A 19,492-nucleotide genomic window follows, 5' to 3' on the forward strand; every position below is an offset into this window, starting at 1 on the left:
TCTCCCTCACCCCTCCTAACCTCTGGAGCATGATGAACGTCCCCCCTGCCCGCCGCACCGAACTCCTCGCAGCAGGCGCAGCCACCGTCACCGTCGTCCTGTGGGCCTCCGCCTTCGTCTCCATCCGCAGCGCCGGCTCCGAGTACTCGCCCGGCGCCCTCGCGCTGGGGCGGCTGCTCGTCGGGGCCCTGGTGCTGGGCGGTATCTGTCTCGTCCGGCGGGAGGGGCTGCCGCCCCGGGCGGCCTGGCCGGGGATCGCGATATCGGGTCTGCTGTGGTTCGGGTTCTACAGCGTCGTACTGAACTGGGGCGAGCAGCAGGTGGACGCCGGCACCGCGGCGCTGGTCGTGAACATCGGGCCCATCCTGATCGCGCTGCTGGCCGCCCGGGTGCTGGGTGATCCGATGCCGCCGCGGCTGCTGGCGGGGATGGCGGTGTCGTTCGCCGGTGCGGTGACCGTGGGACTGTCGATGTCGGGCGGCGACGGGTCGTCGGTGCTCGGGGTGGTGCTGTGTCTGCTCGCCGCGGTCGGCTACGCGGGCGGCGTGGTGGCGCAGAAGCCGGCGCTCGGTCACGCGAGCGCGCTCCAGGTGACGACGTACGGGTGTCTGGTCGGGGCGGTCCTCTGTCTGCCGTTCGCCGGGCAGCTGATCGGCGACGCGGCCGACGCCTCGCTGTCCGCGACCCTGAACCTGGTCTATCTGGGCGTCTTCTCGCTGGCGCTGGCCTTCACCACCTGGGCGTACGCCCTCGCCCGTACGACGGCCAGCAGCATGGGCGCGACCACGTACGCGGTGCCCGCGCTGGTGGTGCTGATGTCCTGGCTGGCGCTGGGCGAGGTGCCGGGGCTGCTGACGCTGGCGGGCGGGGCGCTGTGTCTGGCCGGGGTCGCCGTGTCGCGGTCCCGGACGCGGTCCGCTCGAGTCGTGGCGGCGGCGCCGCGACCCGAGCAGACCCGCGAGTCGGCGTGAGTCAGCGGGCCCGCGCCCGGTCCGCGAGGACCTTGATGGAGAGCAGGGCGATCACCGAGAGCCCGATGATGTAGCCGGAGACCGCCATCGAGGTGCCGGTGGCCTCCAGCAGCAGCACCATCATGAACGGCGCGAGGCCGCCGCCGAGCACGGCCGCGATCTGGTAGCCGAGGGAGGCGCCGGTGTAGCGCATCTCGGGGGTGAACAGTTCGGCGAACAGGGCCGCCTGGGGGCCGTACATGATGCTGAGGAAGCAGCTGGCGACGAACGTGCCGACGGCCAGCCACAGCAGCGAGCCGGTGTCGATCAGCAGGAACAGCGGCACCGCCCACAGACCGATGCCGGCCGCGCCGATCGCGTAGATGCGGATGCGGCCGATCTTGTCCGAGAGCGCGGCGGCGGCCGGGATCAGCACCAGCTGGGTGAGGCTGATGCAGAGCGAGACCGTGAGGACGGCGCTCTTCTTCATGCCGAGTTCGCGGGTCGTGTAGTCGAGGACGCCGGTGATGATGATGTAGAAGGTCGCGGTGTTCACGGCGAAGGAGCCGCCGGCGAGGAGGACCGTGCCGAGGTGGCCGCGCAGGATGGTGCGCAGCGGTGAGGACTGCTCGACCTTCTCCTTCTCCGCCAGCTTCTTCTCCGCCTCCCGGAACTCCGGGGTCTCCTCGACGCGGGTGTGGATGTACCAGGCGAGCGCGAGGACGAACAGGCCGACGAGGAACGGCACGCGCCAGGCCCAGGCCGCGAACTCCGCGTCGGTCGTGAACGCCCCGGCGAGCAGGAACACCGTGTTGGCGGTCACCACGCCGATGGGGACGCCGAGCTGGACGAAGCTGCCGTAGATGCCGCGCTTGCCCTCGGGGGCGTACTCGGTGGCCATCAGCATCGCGCCGCCCCACTGGGCGCCCACGGCGATGCCCTGGAGCACGCGGAAGAGGACCAGCAGGATCGGGGCGGCGACGCCGATCGTGTCGTAGGTCGGGAGCAGGCCGATGCCGGTGGTGGCGAGGCCCATCAGGGTGAGCGCGAGGACCAGCATCGGCTTGCGGCCGCGCTTGTCGCCGAGGTGGCCGGCGACGATGCCGCCGAGGGGGCGGGCGAGGAAGCCGACGGCGAAGGTGGCGAAGGAGGCGAGCACTCCGGCCGTGGGGCTGCCGGCCGGGAAGTACAGGTCGCCGAGCACCAGGGCGGCGGCGATGCCGAAGACGAAGTAGTCGTACCACTCCACGGCGGACGCGAGAGCGGCCGCGGTGGCGACGCGGCGGCGGTTGCCGTCGGCGGGAGCGGTGGTGGTGAGCGGTTGAGCGGAAGGTGCCGTGTCCATGCGTGCACACTCCGGGGGTGCGGGGGACGGAACGGGGGGTGGCTCGGGTTCCGGGGAACGTACTGACCGGACGGTATGGACGTCAACGGGTCGCACAACAGCAGTTTTTTACCTGTACATGGCACGAAGAGCGGGGTCCGGGCACGCCTGGGGCCCCGGCCTCCCACGGAGACCGGGGCGCGCGGCGGCCGGGCTAGAACACCACCAGGGCCCTGCCGCCCTTCCCCGCGAGCATGTTCTCGAACGCCGCCGGGATGCCCTCCAGGGCGATCCTCTCGGTCACCAGCATGCCGAGGTCCAGGCGTCCCGCGCGGATGTGCTCGGCGAGGACGGGCAGGTCGCGGGCCGGGTCGGAGTTGCCGTAGACGCAGCCGGAGAGGGTACGGCCCCAGTGGAAGATCTCCAGGGCGTTGAAGCCGACCTGCTGGTCCTTGCCACCGATGCCGACGACCGTGGTGCGGCCGCCGCGCCGGGTGGAGTCCCAGGCCGTGCGGATCGTGGTCGCACGGCCCACGCACTCGACGGCGACGTCCACGCCCTGCTTGCCGGTGAGGCCGCGGATCTCGCGGGCCGTGTTCTCGGAGGCGATCACGTAGTCGGTGGCGCCGGCCGCGCGGGCCAGCTCCTCCTTCTCCGGAGAGACGTCCACCGCGACGATCTTCGCCGCACCCGCGATCCGGGCCGACTGGAGGGCGGCGAGGCCGACGCCGCCGACGCCGAACACCGCGACCGTCTCCCCCGGCTGTACCCGCGCCGAGTGGTGCACGGCGCCGTAGCCGGTGAGGACGGCGCAGCCCAGCAGGGCGGCGTCGGTGAGCGGGATGCCGTCCGGGAGGGGCAGGAGGCAGCCGGCCGCGACGACCGTCTCCTCGGCGAACGCGGCGACGTTCAGGCCGGGGTGGAGGTCGGTGCCGTCGGCGGTACGGGCGTGGACGTCGGCGGCGCCGTTCAGCGCGTTGGCGCACAGCCAGACCTCGCCGAGCCCGCAGGCGTGGCAACTGCCGCAGGACGGGGCCCAGTTGAGGACGACTCCGTCGCCGGGCGCGAAGTGGGTGACGCCCTCGCCGACGGCGACGACGGTGCCCGCGCCCTCGTGGCCCAGGACCGCGGGGACGGGGACGCGCATGGTGCCGTTGGACAGGGACAGGTCGGAGTGGCAGACGCCGGCGGCGGCGAGGCGGACGCGGACCTGGCCGGGTCCGGGGTCGGGCAGGTCGATCTCGGTGACCTCCAGCGGGGCACCGATGGCGGGCAGGACGGCGGCACGGACGGCCATGGGGGAAGCTCCCTTGGACTGGCTCAGAACTGGAGGGACTTGGTCTGGAGGTACTCGGCCAGGCCGTGTGCGCCGAGTTCGCGGCCCACGCCCGACTGCTTGTAGCCGCCGAAGGGGGCCAGCGGGTTGAAGCGGCCGCCGTTGATGTCGACCTGCCCGGTGTCCATCCGGCGTGCGAAGGCCACCGCCTCCGCCTCCTCGCCCGCCCAGACGGCGCCCGCGAGGCCGTAGACGGTGCCGTTGGCGATGCGCAGGGCGTCCTCCTCGTCCTCGTAGCGCAGGATCGACAGGACCGGGCCGAAGATCTCCTCCTGGGCGACGGTCATGTCGGGTGTCACGTCGGCGAGGACGGTCGGGCTGACGTAGTACCCCAGCTCCCGCGGGGCCTCGGGGCCGCCCGCGACCACGCGCGCCCCCTCGGCCACGCCCTGCTCGATGTAGCCGAGCACCCGCTCCTGCTGCTTGGCGTTCACCACCGGGCCGATGCGCTCGCCGTACTTCGCGGCGGCGGCCGTGGCCAACCGGACGGCCTCGTCGTACTGGTCGCGGTGGACCAGCATCCGCGTCCAGGCGCTGCACGTCTGCCCGGAGTTCGACATGACGTTGGCGACGCCGACGTTGACCGCCGTGGCCAGGTCGGCGCTGGGCAGAATGACGTTGGCGGACTTGCCGCCCAGCTCCAGGGCGACCTTCTTGATCGCCGCTCCGGCCACCGCGCCGATCTGCCGGCCGACGGCCGTGGAGCCGGTGAAGGAGACCAGGTCGACGCCGGGGTGCTCGGCGAGCGCCTGACCGGCGACCGGGCCGCGGCCGGTGACCAGGTTGAAGACGCCGGCGGGGACGCCCGCCTCGTGCACCGCCTCGGCGAAGAGCTGGGCGACCAGCGGGGTGTCCTCGGCAGGCTTGAGCACCACCGTGCAGCCGGCCGCGAGCGCCGGGGCGACCTTGGCGACGATCTGGTGGAGCGGGTAGTTCCAGGGCGTGATGGCGCCGACCACGCCGATGGGCTCGTGGAAGACGGTCGAGTTGCCGACCTTCTCCTCGAAGGCGTACGTCGCCGCCAGCTCGGCGTACGAGCCCGCCACCGCGACCGGCACGGCCGCGTGGACCGCCTGGGAGAACTTCAGCGGCGCGCCGAGCTCGGTGGTGACCGTCTCGGCGATCTCGTCCTTGCGGGCCTCCAGGAGGTCGCGCAGGGCGGTGAGCCGCGCGGCGCGCTCGGCGGGCGGGGTGGCGGCCCAGGCCGGGAGGGCGGCGCGGGCGGCCCGTACGGCGGTGTCGACGTCGGCGGCGGTGCCGGCCGGGACCCGGCCGACGACCTGCTCGTCGGCCGGGTTCACCACGTCGATCACGTCCTGGCCCGCGGCCGGGCGCCAGGCGCCGTCGATGTACATGCCGTCGTGTGCCTTCATCGCGTTTCCTCCCGGGCGGGCCCTCTTGACGTCCGGCACATAAACTAGCGGCGATAGTTTTCATGCACCAGACGTCCTATGACATCAGAAGTCGACGCGCGCCTCGTCGTCCACCCTCGCCACGGCCTCCTGACCGAAGGCTTTCTCGTAGGCCCGGCGGATCTCCTCGATCCTGCGGTCGCCGCTGTCCGCCTCCGCCCGCGGGTAGAGCAGGATCAGTTCGTACGACCGCTCCTTCTCGATCGTCCCGCTCGCGCCCCGCCACTGGCCGCGCCCGGACTGGATCGTGAGCCCGTCCGGGAAGTCCGGCGTGACCTCCTTGTCGACGAAGGCCATGAACTGGCGGTCGGTGACGGCCGGACCGCCGTCGGGGCGGGCGGTGCCGAAGAAGAGCTGGGTCTCGACGTACGGCTCTCCGCGCCGCGGCTCGGCGGCGGTCGATGTGTCCGCGTCGTCGAGGGTCGCGTACGCGGTCGGCGCGCCGACGGCCAGCAGGAGGCCAACGGTGGCCAGGGCGGCCCGAGTTCGGGTGAAGTGCACGTTCATGGCCCATGACTGGCCGAATCGGGCGGAGTTCACTCCTCCAGATCGGGCAGCCGCGCCGGATCAGGGCAGATCCGCTCGCCGTGGTGGTCGAAGACGAAGAGGTGGGCGATGTCGACGAGGAGCGGCACCTGCATGCCGTGCCGGAGGTCGAAGTCGGGGGTCGTGCGGACGATCAGGTCACCGGGGAGGCGGCCCTCGGGGGGCGCGGGGTCGGGGGCGGCGTCGGCCGGATGCTCCAGCGTCACCACGGGCCCGGCGCGCAGGGCGCCCGCCCGGCTGCGGAGCCGGTCCAGGACGGTTCCGGTGTCACGGCGGCGACGCCGGGCCGGGGGAACCGGGCGCGGAGCCTCCAGGTCGGGTACGACGGCGGGGCGTGAGCCGGTGTTGAAGTGGACGAGGACCTCGTGGCCCTGGAACTCCACGTGCTCGACCAGGCCGGTGATGTGCACCTCGCCCGCGCGGGCGGAGGTGGGCTCGGCGATGCGGACCGCCTCCGAGCGCAGGCCCACGATGACCTCGCGGCCCTGCTGGACGCGGAGCAACTGGTGGTCCAGGGTGAGCGGTTCGGGCAGCCGGAGGTACTGCTTGCCGAGGCTGATGGTCATCGCGCCGTCCAGCGGGGCCCGTACGATACCGCGCAGCAGGTTGATGCGCGGGGTGCCGATGAAGGCGGCGGCGAAGACGTTGCGGGGCAGCGCGTACACCGAGCGCGGGGTGCCGACCTGCTGGAGGACGCCGCCGCGCATGACGGCGACCCGGTCGCCGAGGGACATCGCCTCGGCCTGGTCGTGGGTGACGTAGACCGTGGTGACGCCCAGCTCTCGGGTGAGGGCGGAGATCTCGGCGCGCAGGTGGTTGCGGAGCTTGGCGTCGAGGTTGGACAGCGGCTCGTCCATCAGGAACGCGGTGGGGTGGCGGGCGATGGCCCGGCCCATGGCGACGCGCTGGCGTTCGCCGCCGGAGAGCTGGGCGGGGAAGCGGTCGAGGAGGTCCTCGATGCCCAGCATGCGGGCGGTGGTGTCCACGCGCGGGCGCGGGTCCGCGCCGGGGGCCTCGATACGCAGCGGGAAGCCGATGTTGTCCCGGGTCGTCATGTTCGGGTAGAGGGCGAAGTTCTGGAAGACCATCGCCATCCGCCGTGCGGCGGGCAGCAGGTCGTTGGCGTACTCGCCGTCCAGCAGCAGCTCGCCCTCGTCGATTTCCTCGAGGCCGGCGATCATTCTGAGCACGGTGGACTTGCCGCAGCCGGAGGGCCCGAGGAGGACGAGGAACTCACCGGGTTCGATGTCCAGCGAGAAGCGGTCCACGACGCGGACGCCTCGCGTGTAGGCCTTGCTCACGTCGTGCAGGGATATGGCGCGTGTCATGACGGCTGCCCCCGAGGGCTCATTTGCTCCGCGGTCGAACGCCTCGCGCGGGTCGTACGGGGCGTGTGAGTCACGGAAGTTAACGGAATGTGTGCGGCCGAGGGAAGGGAAAGGGCGGGATCGGGCACGCCGGTCCGGCAAGTGAGAAAGCGGACGATCACCTTCAGCGCTTTTCGGCCGCCTTGGACGGCTCGCGGGTCGCGACGAGATGGGCGAAGACGACGACGTTGCCGGAGTAGCCGGTCCTGCGGTCGTAGTTGCCGCCACAGGTGATCAGCCGCAGCTCCGGGCGCTTGCGGGCGCCGTACACCTCCCTGTTGGGGAACTTGTCCTTCTCGTAGGACTTGATGGCGTCGACGGAGTAGACGGCGGCGCGTCCGTCGGCGCGGCGGACCTCGACGCGCTTGCCGCGCTTCAGTTCGCCGAGGCCGCCGAAGACGGCGGGGCCGGTGTTGGTGTCGAGGTGGCCCACGGCGATGGCGGTGCCCTGCTCGCCGGGCGACGGCCCGTCCGCGTACCAGCCGGCCACGTCGGGCTCGTCCTCCGGGGGCGCGGGCAGGCGCCGCTCGCTGTCGAGGCGGAGGTCGATGAGCGGGGCGTCGATGCCCACGTACGGGATGACCAGGCGGGTCGCGCGGGAGCGGGGCAGGGTGCGGGGCGGCGCCGGGCCGTTGCGGGCCTTCGCCGAGGGGGCCGGGCGGGAGGGCGAGGGGGGCGGGGTGACCGCCTCAGGTCCCGGCCCCGCCACGGGGTCGGGCCGGGCCTCGGCTCCGGGGCGGGCGTCGGCGGCGGGACCGGCGTTCTCCTCGCGGGTGTCCGTGCCGGCGCCCTCCCCGCGGGTGTCGGTGCCGGCGTCGTCGGATGCGGTGACGCCGGCACGGACATCGGAGGCCTCGGGGGAGCCGGGAGCCGACGCGACCGTCCCGGCGGGCGGCTCCCTCCGCTCGCTCACCCGGATGCCGACCACCACCAGCAGCACGGTCAGTACGGCCGTTCTCGCGAGGCGGTAGCCGCGCCTGCGGTACCAGGGCCTTCGCCGCCTCCTACGCGCCATGCGTACGACGGCGGAGCCGGAACCAGATCACCCCGCCCACCGCGGCCAGGCCCACGGCGCCCGCGCCGGCGACCGTGGTGAAGGCCTCGTCGCGGGCGATGCCGCCGCCTCCGGCGGGCGGGCCGCCCTGCGGGGCGGGAGTCGCCATCGAGGCCCGGCAGTCGACGGTGAACGTCTTCTCCCGCTCGGCACCGGTCATGCCGGTGAACGACCAGATCAGCCGGTACTGCCCGTCGGGCAGGTTCAGGTCCTCGGTGTGCCCGATGCCGGTGTCGTTCGGCAGGTTGAGGGTCCCGCGGAGCGTGGCGCCACCCGCCACCGGCGGCTGGGTCTCGATCCGCCAGTTGACGGCGTCCACGGTCTCGAAGTTGGCCGCGTCGAGGTAGAACCGGCAGACCCTCGGCTCGTCGATCGCGTCACCGTAGTTCGTGCGCGGGACCCCGTCCCACGGCGCCGTGTGGATCTTGAGGGTGCCGTTGTCCCCGGGGGCCATCGGTGCGGCGCCCGCCGTCGGCAGGCCGGAGAGCGGGGTGAGCGCGGCGGTCAGCACCGTGACGGCGGCGATGCGCGCTCCGGCGCGGCGTGGAAGAGGCGTGGTGGGCATGCGAGTCCTCCGAGTCAGACGATTTTCGTACAAATCGCTCTTCGTCTGACTCTCTTTCACATGTGCCCGCCGAATCCTGGAAGCAGCGCCTAACGGCTCATCAGATACCACTCTTTCGACGCAAGATCGCTCTCGATCCGCCCCGCCTCCCGGCGTCCGCCTCCCCCGCCGGACCCGCCGGCGCCCGCAGCGCCGTTCCCGCCGACAGCAGCAACAGCGCCCCCAGCATCACGAACGGCGCCGCCACCCCCGCGAGCCCCGCGATCAGGCCCGCCGACGCCGGGGCCGCGACCTGCCCGAGCCGGTTGCCGGTCAGCCGCAGGGCGAGGGCGGTGGAGCGGGCGCCGTCGGGGGCCGCCTGGACGACCGTCGTCATGGACAGCGGCTGGCCGACGCCGAGGCAGAATCCGAGCACCGCCAGCATCAGGGCCAGCGCCCACACCGGCACCGGCAGCGCGATCCCCGCGCAGAGCAGCGCCGCCAGCAGACAGGTCACGGTCAGCAGCAGGGTCCGGCCGAGCAGCCGCAGCAGGGGCGTCAGCACCAGCCGGCAGGCGATGGTGGCCGCCGCGCGCAGGCTGAGCAGCAGGCCGATCACGGAGGGGGCGATCCCGCGGTGCTCGCCGACCACGGGGAGGTAGGCGGTGAGGATGTCGGTCGCGGAGAGCACGGCGAGGCTGACGAAGATGCCGCCGGGCACGCCCCGGGCACGCAGGATGCGCCGGACGGGGACGCGCTCGCCCGGCTCCTTGCGGGACCCGGCGGGCGTACGGCGCTCTATGCGCCACAGCGAGGTCAGCGCGACCGCGCCGCCCGCACCCGCCACCAACAGCGCGAACGCGCTGGTCCCCGCCATGTCCCGGCCGCCGATCAGCGCGCCCGCGGCGATCGGGCCGACCAGTTGGCCGAGCGAGGCGCCGATGGTGAAGTGGCTGAAGTTGCGGTCCTGTTCGTGCGGGGCGGACTGGCGGGCGACGAGGGACTGGGCGCCGATGACGAAGCAGAGGTGGCCGAGGCCCATGACGCCGCTCCAGACCGCCATCGCCCACAGGGAGTCCGCGAGACCGCTCAGCGCGCAGCCGCCGGATATCAGCACGACGCCGACGGGCAGCAGCGGCGCACAGCGCCCGTGGTCGGTACGGCGGCCCAGCGGGACGGCGGCGAACAGCGGGAGCAGGGCGTAGACGCCCGCGATCACGCCGACCGCTCGCTCGTCCGCGCCCAACGCCAGCGCCCGGTAGGAGACGGCGGGCCGGGCCATCGACACCGCCCCCTGCGCGAAGCTGAAGGCGATGACGAGGCGGAGCAGCCAGCCGCGGTTCCCACCGGGCGTCATGATCGTGTCCTCCCAGGATTCACGGAGCGTCCGGACCGGGTCCGGAACGCCGCGGAACGGTGCGTGCGGGTCAGATGATGCCGAAGAGCATCCCGGCCGCGAGGATGATGAGGCAGGTCAGGGCCGCCCACTTGACCACGAACTTGGTGTGGTCGCCGAACTCCACCTTGGCCATCCCGACCAGGACGTACACGGCCGGGACGAGCGGGCTCGACATGTGCAGCGGCTGGCCGACCAGGGAGGCGCGGGCCATTTCCAGCGGGGTGACGCCGTGGGCGGCGCCGGCCTCGGCGAGGACCGGCAGGACGCCGAAGTAGAAGCCGTCGTTCGACATGAAGTAGGTGAGCGGGAGGCTCAGGACGCCGGTGACCAGGGCCATGTGCGGGCCCATGCCCTCGGGGATGACCTCCACCATCCACTTGGCCATGTGGTCCACCATGCCGGTGCCCTGGAGGACGCCGGTGAAGACGGCGGCGGCGAAGACCATGCCGGAGACGTTGAGGACGTTGTCGGCGTGGGCGGCCAGGCGGGCCTTCTGGTCCGGGATGTGCGGGAAGTTCACGGTGAGCGCGAGCGCGGCGCCGAGCAGGAACAGCACCGGGATCGGCAGCCACTCCATGATCATGCAGGTGAGCAGGGCGACCGTGAGCAGCGCGTTGAACCAGTAGAGCTTGGGGCGCAGGGTGGGACGGTTGGGGTCGAGGACCTGGAAGCGCTTCTTCTCGTCCTCGTCGTCGTCCTCGGCGTCGGTGCCGGAACCGGAGCCACCGGTGGCGATCGCGTCCTTGCCCGTGCCGCCGCCGGCGCCGACCAGGACCGTCTCGGTCGTCTTCTCCTCGGCCTTCTCCTCCACCAGGACCTGGTCCAGGGTGAGCACGCCCAGCCGCTTGCGCTCGCGCAGACCGAGGAAGTACGAGAGGACGATGACGGCGAGGAGGCCGACGGCGAGGGCCGGGATCATCGGGACGAAGATCTCACTGGCGTCCACCTTGAGCGCGGTGGCGGCGCGGGCGGTCGGGCCGCCCCACGGCAGGGTGTTCATCACGCCGTTGGCCATCGCGGCGACACCGGTCATCACGACCAGGCTCATCTTCAGGCGCTTGTACAGCGGGTACATCGCCGAGACGGTGATCATGAAGGTGGTCGAGCCGTCGCCGTCGAGGGAGACGATCGCGGCGAGGATCGCCGTGCCGACGACGATCCGCATCGGGTCGGCCTTGGCGAACTTCAGGATGCCCCGGACGATCGGGTCGAAGAGGCCGACATCGATCATCACACCGAAGTAGACGATCGCGAACATCAGCATCGCCGCGGTGGGGGCGAGGCTGGTGACGCCCTCGATGACGTAGTCACCGAGCTTGGCGCCCTTCCCGACGAAGACGCAGAAAAGTGCTGGGATCAGCACGAGCGCCGCGATCGGCGACATCTTCTTCATCATGATCAGGACCAGGAAGGTCGCGATCATGGCGAAGCCAAGGATGGTCAGCATGAGTGGATACCTAACGTTCGCCCTTGAACGACCCACCAGGGCCGGCGGTGGGACGACGTTAGGTCCGTTCAAACAGCGTTAACAAGACGTTGACATGCGAGCAATAAGCGCAAAACTCCAGGTCAGAGCTTTGCTCAGGTCAGAGCCGTGATCTTTTCGGCCACCGGGGCCACTTCGACCGGCACCCCGTTGAGCACCGCGTTGCCCGACAGGGGGTCCAGGAGGCTGCCGTCGAGGAGCTGGTTGACGTTGACGCCGGGGTCGGCGGCGGCGTGGCTGAGGCGGGTGCCGGGGCGGTCGTGGCCCCAGCCGTGCGGCAGGCTCACCACGCCGGGGCGCACGACGTCGGTGACCTCGGCGGGGGCGGTCACCTCTCCCCCGGCACCCTTGAGGCGTACCGCCGCCCCGTCCCGCACCCCGAGCCGTTCGGCGTCCTCCGGGTGGATGTGCAGGGTGCAGCGGTTGGAGCCGCCGGTGAGGGCGGGCACGTTGTGCATCCAGCTGTTGTTGGACCGCAGATGGCGGCGGCCGATCAGGACGAGCCCGTCGGCGCGCTCGCGCAGGGCCGCCCTGAGCCGGGGCAGGTCGTCGGCGACGGGGCGCGGCAGCAGCTCCACCTTGCCGCTGGCGGTCTTCAGCGGCTGCGGCAGCCGGGACGTGAGGGGCCCGAGGTCGATGCCGTGCGGATGCGCGAGCAGCTTCTCCAGGCTCAGCCCGTCCGGCCGTACGCCGAAGCCGTCGCCGTAGGGGCCGAGGCGCAGCATCATGTCGAGCCGCCGCTCGGGGCCGGTGAGCCCGGTGAGCCGTGCGGCGAGTTCGTGGGGGTCGCTGCCGTGGACCGGCGAATGGGGCTCCCGGACCGCCTTGCCGAGGGTCTGGCCGATGACCAGGTCGTCGACGGCGGACGGGTCGGCGCCGTGCATGCCGGTCGCGGCGAGGATCAGCCGGGCCAGGATCTCCGTCTCCGCCATCCGGCCGGGCTCCAGCGGGACGGCCGCGCGGGTGTAGCGGACCTGGTTGCGCACGGCCAGGGTGTTGAAGGCGAAGTCGTGGTGCGGGCTCTGCGAGGGCGGGGGCGGCGGCAGCACGACGTGGGCGTGGCGCGAGGTCTCGTTGAGGTACGGGTCGACGCTGACCATGAAGTCGAGCGAGCCGAGGGCCTTGTCGAGCCGGTCGCCGTCGGGGGCGGACAGCACGGGGTTGGCGGCGACCGAGATGAGCGCCCGGACGGGCCCACCCTCCTCGGTGGCCGTGTCGATCTCCTCGGCGAGCGCGGAGAGCGGCAACTCGCCCTTGGCCTCGGGGTGTCGGCTCACCCGGGAGTGCCAGCGCCCGAGCACGAAGCCGCGGCCGGGGCCTGCGGGGCGGGGCGTCTTGTCGGTGGCCGCCTGCGGGAAGAGCGCGCCACCGGGGCGGTCGAGGTTGCCGGTGAGGACGTTGAGGACGTCGACCAGCCAGCTGGCCAGGGTGCCGTGCGGGACGGTGCAGCTGCCGATGCGGCCGTAGACGGCGGCGGTGGGGGCGGCGGCGAGCTCGCGGGCGAGGACGCGGATGGTGCCGGCGTCCACGTCGCAGGCGTCGGCGGCGGCTTCGGGTGTGAAGTCCCTCAAGGCGTCGGGGAGTTCGTCGAGCCCCTGGAGGTGCGGGGTCAGCTCGCCCGGATCCACCAAGCCCTCCTCGAAGAGGGTGTACGCCATCGCCGCGAGGAGCAGGGCGTCCGTGCCGGGCCGGATCGCGATGTGCCGGTCGGCGAGCTTGGCGGTACGGGTGCGGCGCGGGTCGATGACGGTGAGGGTGCCGCCGCGGGCCTTGAGGGCCTTGAGCTTGCCCGGGAAGTCGGGGGCGGTGCACAGGCTGCCGTTGGACTCCAGGGGGTTCGCCCCGATCAGCAGCAGATGGTCGGTGTGGTCCAGGTCCGGTACGGGGATCGCGAGGGCGTCGCCGTAGAGCAGTCCGCTGGAGACGTGCTTGGGCATCTGGTCGACCGTGGAAGCGGTGAAGACGCTGCGGGTGCCGAGGCCGGCGAGGAGCACGGGCGGGTAGAGCGCGCCGGCCATGGTGTGCACGTTGGGATTGCCCAGCACGACGCCCACCGAGTTCGGCCCGTACCGCTCGACGGCCGTGCGGATCCCGGCGGCGACCGCGTCGAAGGCCTCCGCCCAGGTCGCCTCGCGCAGCTCGCCGTCCTTGCGCACGAGCGGCGTGCGCAGCCGGTCGGGGTCGCCGTCGACGGCCCCGAAGGAGGCGCCCTTGGGGCAGATGAACCCCTTGCTGAACACGTCGTCCCGGTCTCCGCGGGCTCCGGTGACCTCGGTCCCCTCGATGGTGAGTGTCAGGCCGCAGGTGGCCTCGCACAGGGGGCAGATGCGCAGTGCGGTGCGGGACACGGGTCCTCCCGGGGGGGCGGCGGCGATGGCGCACGGTTCACGGGCGAGCATACCGACCGGTATGCAGGGAGGGGAGCCCCGGCAGGGGGTGAGGTCGGAAATTCGCGAGCAGTCGGCCGGAGCCCGGGAGTGGCGCCCTGTCGGCGCGGCACCGTCAGCCCGGCCCCGTCAGCGCGGCACCGTCAGTCCAGGACCCGCGCCAGATAGGCCCGCAGCATCTCCCGCGCCTCCTCGATGATCCGGTCGTCGCCGCCCGGGGACACCCGGAACGCGAGGTGGACCAGGGTGTCGGCGGTCTCGACGGCGATGAGGAAGCTGCGCCGCAGGTCGTCGTCCGGTTCGCGGCCGAGGTAGCCGGAGAGCAGGTCGGTGAGCCGGTCGGCGACGCGGGTGTTGGGTTCGCCGCGGGTGCCGACCGGGATCTGGTTGCCGAAGTCGACGAGGGAGAAGCCGGGCGCGGTGCGCTTCATGGCGAGGTACTCGTCGAGCACGGCGTCCATCGCCACCCGCCAGTCGCCGTCCGTGGCGCCCTTCAGGCGTTCGGTGACGCGGGCGGTGTAGCGCTCCAGGTTGCGCTGGGCGAGGGCGTCGGCCATCTGGCGCTTGTTGCCGAAGAACCGGTAGACGGAGCCGATGGGGACGCCGGCACGCTGGGCGACGGCCCGGGTGCTCAGGTCGTCGTAGCCGACCTCGTCGAGGAGGTCGGCGCAGGCGTCGAGGATCCGGGTGAGCCGTTCGGCGCTGCGCCGCTGCACGGGCGCCCGGCGAAGCGTTTCTGGGTGGGGCACGGTCTTCATCATGCCTTTCCGGCTCGGTCCGGGGAACATCGACCCCCAGTACGAAGACGGGTACCGGGCGCACTCAGTGCCGCGGTGGACGGGGGCGGCGTCAGGGTCGGCTCGGGCGCCGACGACGGCGTCGAGGCCGACTCCGGCTTCGACCCCGGCTTCGACCCCGACTGCGACTCCGATGCCGTGATGTCCGCCGTGCTCTGGACGGGGCCGTCCTCCACCGCCCACACCGTGCCGTCGTCGGCGTACAGCCGCACGGTGACCTGGTGGGTGCCGCGCGGGACGAGGGCGGCGGGGAGGCGGTACTCGGGGGTGCGCAGCCTGGTGACGAGACGGTCGTCCACGTAGAGGTACGCGAGGCCGCGCCCGGCGACCGCCCGCTCCCCCGCGTCGGCGGGCGAGAAGCGGAACCTGCGGACGGTCAGCCGTACGTCCCAGCTCCCGTCGCCGTCCGCGTCCGGCTACACCTCTATGCCGACCTCGGGCGCCTCGCCGTCGCCCACCTCGCGGTAGTGCCGCCCCTCGTCGTCGGTGGCGTCGACAACCTTGCCCACCGGGGAGGGTGACGCCGCGTTCTGCCCCTGGTCCGGGGTGTCCGAGTCGCAGCCCATGACCCCCGTCAGCAGCAGAACGCAGACCGCGAGCGCGGCGAGCGGGGTCCGGTTCCATGACATGCCCGGGAGATTAGAACACCGGTCCGACAGCCGGATCCCCCTCAGGTCTGGTTCGCGTCCGGTTCTCGTCGCACTCGAAGGGGAGGTACCGCTGATCTCTTGCGCTTGCGAAACCGCAATCCTACGGTGAAGCATAGGAATCAGACTCTAAGGAGCGATCATGAGCGGGGACGCGCGGAAGACCGCGGAAGGGCTGACCTACCTCTCCGGTTTCGGCAACGAGCACAGCTCGGAGGCGGTGCCCGGCGCCCTCCCGGAGGGCCGCAACTCACCCCAGCGCGCCCCGCTGGGTCTCTACGCGGAGCAGCTGAGCGGTACGGCGTTCACCGAGCCGAGGGCCCACAACCGCCGTTCCTGGCTGTACCGCATCCACCCGTCGGCCGCGCACCCGGCCTTCACGCGCACCGACAACGGCGCGATCCGTACGGCGCCCTTCACCGAGTCCGTGCCGGATCCGAACCGTCTGCGCTGGAACCCCCTGCCCGAGCCCGCGCCCGGCACCGACTTCCTGGCCGGCCTGTGGACCCTGGGCGGCAACGGCGACGCGACCCAGCGCACCGGCATGGCCGTGCACCTCTATCACGCCAACGCGTCCATGGACCGTGTCTTCAGCGACGCCGACGGCGAGCTGCTGATCGTCCCGGAGCGCGGCGGGCTGCTGCTGCACACGGAGTTCGGACGGCTGCATGTGGAACCGGCACATGTGGCGCTGATTCCACGTGGGGTGCGCTTCCGTGTGGAGCTGCTGGATACCGCATCTGACGGCGGGCAGAGCCCGACCGCCCGTGGCTATGTGTGCGAGAACTATGGTGCGCCCTTCCACCTCCCCGACCTCGGCCCGATCGGCGCCAACGGACTCGCCAACGCCCGGGACTTCATGGCGCCGGTGGCCGCGTACGAGGAGGTCGAAGGCCCGGTGGAGGTGGTCAACAAGTTCTGCGGCAACCTGTGGACGGCCACCTACGACCACACCCCGCTCGACGTGGTCGCCTGGCACGGCAACCATGTGCCGTACGTCTATGACCTGCGCCGTTTCAATGTGATCGGCACCATCTCCTACGACCACCCCGACCCGTCGATCTTCACCGTGCTGACATCCCCCTCGGACACCCCGGGCCTCGCCGGCGTCGACTTCGTGGTGTTCGCGCCACGCTGGCTGGTGGGAGAGGACACCTTCCGGCCGCCGTACTTCCACCGGAACGTGATGAGCGAGTACATGGGCCTCGTCGAGGGCGCCTACGACGCGAAGGCGGAGGGTTTCGTGCCGGGCGGCGGCTCGCTGCACAACATGATGTCGGCGCACGGCCCGGACCGGGAGACGTTCGACAGGGCGAGCGCGGCGGAGCTGAAGCCGCAGAAGATCGACGACGGGCTGGCGTTCATGTTCGAGACCCGCTGGCCGGTGACACTGACCCCGCAGGCGGCCGGCGCCGACCACCTGCAACAGCGCTACGACGACGTCTGGCGCGGCATGGAGCGACACTTCCGCCCCTTGCAGTAGAGATCCCCTACCGGTACGGATGGCCCCGTGACCTCCTTCGCCCCTGACTCGATCGTCCTGAACCGCAAGCTGCCGCTCTGGTACCAGGTGTCGCAGTCGCTGCGCGCCTCGATACTCGGCCGCCGTCCGCAGGACCCGCTGCGGCTGCCCACCGAGGAACAGTTGGCGGAGCACTACGGCGTGAGCGTGCTGACCATGCGGCAGGCGCTGAAGGAGTTGGAGGACGAGGGCCTGATCACGCGCCACCGCAGACGGGGCACGTTCATCGAGCCGGACGTCCGCCGGGGCGCCCCCGTGCGGCTGCTCGGCTCGGTGGACGCGATCGTGGCGCAGCAGTCCGGCATGGTGACGGAGCTGCTGGAGCACGGCACGGTGCCCGTGCCCGCCGAAGTCGCCGAGTTCTTCCCGGACGTCGACGAGGTGGCGACGTACCACCGGCTGCGCAGCGACGACAAGACGGGCGAGCCGACCAACCACGCCCGCAACCACGTCCGCCCCGAACTCGCCGCCCGTATCGACCTGGAGGACCTCGTCCGCTGGCCGATGACCAAGGTGCTGCGGGACGTCGTCGGGGCGGACATCAGCCGCATCACGGACACGGTCGAGGCGCGCCTGGCCGACCCGGAGACGGCGCGGCTGCTCCAAGTCCCGCTGCTGAGCCCGATCCTGCACTACACGGGCGTGACGTACGACGCGGAGGGACGCGTGCTGGACGCGGCGGTCATCCACTACCGGGGCGACCGCTTCTCCTTCACGGTGACCTTGGAAGCCAACTGACCCGCGTGCCCGGGCCAGGTCGTACGATGCCCAGCGTGACGCACGACGACGCTCCGCCGCTGGCGGACCTCATGCCGTGGTCCGTCGCACCGCCGCGGCTCGGCCGGGGGTGGCCGACGGGCCCCGACGCGGCATCCCTGAAAGCCCGCTGGGACGCCTTCGTGAAGGCCGAGGGCCCGGACCGGGAGACCCTGCTGGAGCCGACGCGCTCCCGCACCCTGTACTCGGCCGTCGGCCGGCTGCCCGGCCGGTCCGCCGGCACGGAGAAGCTGATCCGCGCCTCCGGCCCCTGCCCGGAGCCGGTACGGGTCCTGCGCGCCCCCTTCGACGAGCAGTGGCTGATCCCCGACCACCGTCTGATCGACGCGGCCCGCCCCGAGCTGTGGCGCGTGGCGGACGAGCACCAGGTCTTCGTGCTGGAGACCCCGGAGTCCGGCCTGCTCGCCACCTCCCTGCTCCCGCTGCTGCGCCCGGGCCGTGTCCGCCCGCTGTTCCGTCGCCCGGGCGGCACGGAACCGAACCTGGCGCCGGGCCTCGTCGAGCACCTCGGTGACCGGCTCGGCGTACCGGTCGAGCCGCTGGACCTGCTCGCCTGGACGCTGGCGGCCGTACGCCCCGACCTCACCGTCCCGCTCACCACCGACCCGGAACTGTGGGCACGCGGGGTGGAGTCGGGTCACCGCGCCCTGTGGCTGATGCGGCGCAACGGCGACCGCCCGAAGCTGCCCGGTGGCCGCCGCCCGTACGTCCGCGCGCCGCTGCCCTCCCGTCCGCTGGCGGTGGAGTACGACCGCGACGAGGAGGCCCTGCTGCTGGACGAGGGCCGCATCTCACCGGTCCCGCCGCAGGCCTGGGACTACGAGGTGGCCGGGGTGAAGGTCCTGGAGCAGTGGTTCACGGCCCGTGTCACGGAGCCCGAGCCGGGCACCCTGGCGGCGATCCGCCCGACCACCTGGCCGCAGGCGTGGACGTCGGAACTGCTGGAGCTGATCACGGTGCTGACGCTGCTGTCCGAACTGCGGCCTCTCCAGGAGGAGTTGACGTCCCCCGTCACTGCGACCGACCTCCACGAGGCCGGCGTCCTGCCGCTCCCCGAGTCGACACGCAGACCGGCGTCGGTCCTGGACCACCATGAGGAAGGCCCAGAGGGTCAATTCGCGCTGATCTAGTCACCCCAGGGGCGCGGGGCTGTGACCTAGGCGGCTCCGCCGCCGGGGTGCGACCAGCCACAGCGAAGCCCGCACCCGCCATGGAGCTGTCACTCCCGCGGTGAGAAGGCATCCAGCATCCGCTCCACCATCAACCCGAACGCCCCCTCCAGATCGATCGGCCCCTGATCCTCCGCGAACGCCGCCGCCATCCTCGGATACGCCCCCGTGGCCACCCGGCTCCCGAGATAGGCGATCCGTACCGCGTTCTCCTCGTCCGCCGACCAGGGCAGCGACCGGGTGCGCTCGGCGGCGGCCAGTTCGGTCGAGACGTACGAGGTCACACAGCCGTTCAGCATCCCGACCAGCTGCATCTTCATGCCGTAGGGCGCCTCGAGCGAATCCAGGCAGGCCAGACAGTGCTCCAGGTACCGCAGGGCGTTGGGGCTGAAGCCGTAGACGGGTGACATCAGCCGGGTCATCCACGGATGCCGGTGCATCAGCTCGCGCGTCTGCTGGGCGACCCGGCGCATCTCCGCCCGCCAGTCGCCGCCCGGCTCCCACAGCTCGTGCTCCCCGCTGACGGCGTCCACCATCAGCTCGTACAGGTCCTCCTTGCGGGGCACGTAGTTGTACAGCGACATCGTGCCGCAGCCCAGCTCACCGGCCACCCGTCGCATCGACACCGCGTCGATCCCCTCGGCGTCGGCGATGCGCACCGCGGCCGCCGCGATGTCGGCACGGGTGAACGCCGGTTTCGGCCCGCGCCCCGTCCGCTCGGGTCGCGCCCAGATCACTCCGGGCTCGGCCGCCTTGCCAGCCATCGATCATCACC

Annotated in this window: 16 protein-coding genes and 1 pseudogene; 4 read left to right on the top strand and 13 right to left on the bottom strand. The window is 72.1% G+C overall.

Translation table 11 applies throughout. From position 1 onward, the window contains the following. The first annotated feature begins 29 nt into the window (after positions 1–29). On the top strand, positions 30–971 hold the full coding sequence (locus ACFZBP_RS31870; protein ID WP_383449967.1) for a DMT family transporter: 942 nt from the start codon (positions 30–32) through the stop codon (positions 969–971). A gap of 1 nt (position 972) precedes the next feature. Here the strand turns inward: ACFZBP_RS31870 and ACFZBP_RS31875 are convergent, their stop codons facing one another. From ACFZBP_RS31875 to ACFZBP_RS31930, 12 genes and pseudogenes are all read right to left on the bottom strand, one after another. Beyond that, positions 973–2,295 carry an MFS transporter gene (locus ACFZBP_RS31875; protein ID WP_391418057.1) on the bottom strand — a complete coding sequence of 441 codons (1,323 nt, stop codon included), beginning with the start codon at positions 2,293–2,295 and terminating at the stop codon, positions 973–975. Positions 2,296–2,488: 193 nt separating this feature from the next. Beyond that, entirely contained in the window at positions 2,489–3,571 is a 1,083-nt protein-coding gene (locus ACFZBP_RS31880; RefSeq protein WP_383449965.1) for a Zn-dependent alcohol dehydrogenase, read from the bottom strand. Between the two features lie 23 nt (positions 3,572–3,594). Further along, positions 3,595–4,983, bottom strand: a complete 1,389-nt coding sequence (locus ACFZBP_RS31885; RefSeq protein ID WP_391418059.1) for an aldehyde dehydrogenase family protein — start codon at positions 4,981–4,983, stop codon at positions 3,595–3,597. Between the two features lie 84 nt (positions 4,984–5,067). Continuing rightward, entirely contained in the window at positions 5,068–5,529 is a 462-nt protein-coding gene (locus ACFZBP_RS31890; protein ID WP_391418061.1) for a DUF3574 domain-containing protein, read from the bottom strand. A 29-nt stretch (positions 5,530–5,558) separates the two neighbouring features. Next, a complete protein-coding gene (locus tag ACFZBP_RS31895) occupies positions 5,559–6,896 on the bottom strand; it encodes an ATP-binding cassette domain-containing protein (protein WP_391418063.1) in 1,338 nt (445 codons plus the stop codon). 163 nt (positions 6,897–7,059) lie between these two features. Beyond that, positions 7,060–7,950: a class F sortase gene (locus ACFZBP_RS31900; RefSeq protein ID WP_391418065.1), complete on the bottom strand. Its 891-nt coding sequence runs from the start codon at positions 7,948–7,950 to the stop codon at positions 7,060–7,062. After that, complete coding sequence (locus ACFZBP_RS31905) at positions 7,940–8,554, bottom strand: hypothetical protein (RefSeq protein ID WP_383449960.1); 615 nt, start codon at positions 8,552–8,554, stop codon at positions 7,940–7,942. Before ACFZBP_RS31905 ends, ACFZBP_RS31900 begins: the two co-directional genes overlap by 11 nt. 100 nt (positions 8,555–8,654) lie before the next feature. Then, on the bottom strand, positions 8,655–9,890 hold the full coding sequence (locus ACFZBP_RS31910) for an MFS transporter (RefSeq protein ID WP_391418067.1): 1,236 nt from the start codon (positions 9,888–9,890) through the stop codon (positions 8,655–8,657). A 70-nt stretch (positions 9,891–9,960) separates the two neighbouring features. After that, positions 9,961–11,379 carry a citrate:proton symporter gene (locus ACFZBP_RS31915; protein ID WP_391418069.1) on the bottom strand — a complete coding sequence of 473 codons (1,419 nt, stop codon included), beginning with the start codon at positions 11,377–11,379 and terminating at the stop codon, positions 9,961–9,963. Positions 11,380–11,513: 134 nt separating this feature from the next. Then, positions 11,514–13,766 (bottom strand): molybdopterin-dependent oxidoreductase, encoded by a 2,253-nt coding sequence (locus ACFZBP_RS31920; RefSeq protein ID WP_391418071.1) that lies wholly within the window; start codon positions 13,764–13,766, stop codon positions 11,514–11,516. A 182-nt stretch (positions 13,767–13,948) separates the two neighbouring features. Further along, positions 13,949–14,563, bottom strand: a complete 615-nt coding sequence (locus ACFZBP_RS31925) for a TetR family transcriptional regulator (RefSeq protein ID WP_383450170.1) — start codon at positions 14,561–14,563, stop codon at positions 13,949–13,951. Next, positions 14,563–15,231: pseudogene (locus tag ACFZBP_RS31930) on the bottom strand (hypothetical protein). The gene ACFZBP_RS31925 and the pseudogene ACFZBP_RS31930 overlap by 1 nt, the downstream one beginning before the upstream one ends. A gap of 160 nt (positions 15,232–15,391) precedes the next feature. On the opposite strand from ACFZBP_RS31930, the gene hmgA reads away from it, so the two are divergent. The 3 genes from hmgA to ACFZBP_RS31945 are packed head-to-tail and all read left to right on the top strand — an operon-like array spanning position 15,392 to position 18,678. Further along, a complete protein-coding gene (gene hmgA, locus ACFZBP_RS31935) occupies positions 15,392–16,732 on the top strand; it encodes a homogentisate 1,2-dioxygenase (protein ID WP_383449955.1) in 1,341 nt (446 codons plus the stop codon). 27 nt (positions 16,733–16,759) lie between these two features. Then, complete coding sequence (locus tag ACFZBP_RS31940; protein ID WP_383449954.1) at positions 16,760–17,509, top strand: GntR family transcriptional regulator; 750 nt, start codon at positions 16,760–16,762, stop codon at positions 17,507–17,509. A gap of 26 nt (positions 17,510–17,535) precedes the next feature. Further along, positions 17,536–18,678: a type ISP restriction/modification enzyme gene (locus ACFZBP_RS31945; protein WP_391418074.1), complete on the top strand. Its 1,143-nt coding sequence runs from the start codon at positions 17,536–17,538 to the stop codon at positions 18,676–18,678. A gap of 89 nt (positions 18,679–18,767) precedes the next feature. Here ACFZBP_RS31945 and ACFZBP_RS31950 read toward each other — a convergent pair whose 3' ends face one another. Further along, on the bottom strand, positions 18,768–19,481 hold the full coding sequence (locus ACFZBP_RS31950; protein ID WP_383449952.1) for a TetR/AcrR family transcriptional regulator: 714 nt from the start codon (positions 19,479–19,481) through the stop codon (positions 18,768–18,770). Between the last annotated feature and the right edge of the window lie 11 nt (positions 19,482–19,492).

Source organism: Streptomyces sp. NPDC008086, assembly GCF_042957325.1.
Lineage (GTDB): Bacteria > Actinomycetota > Actinomycetes > Streptomycetales > Streptomycetaceae > Streptomyces.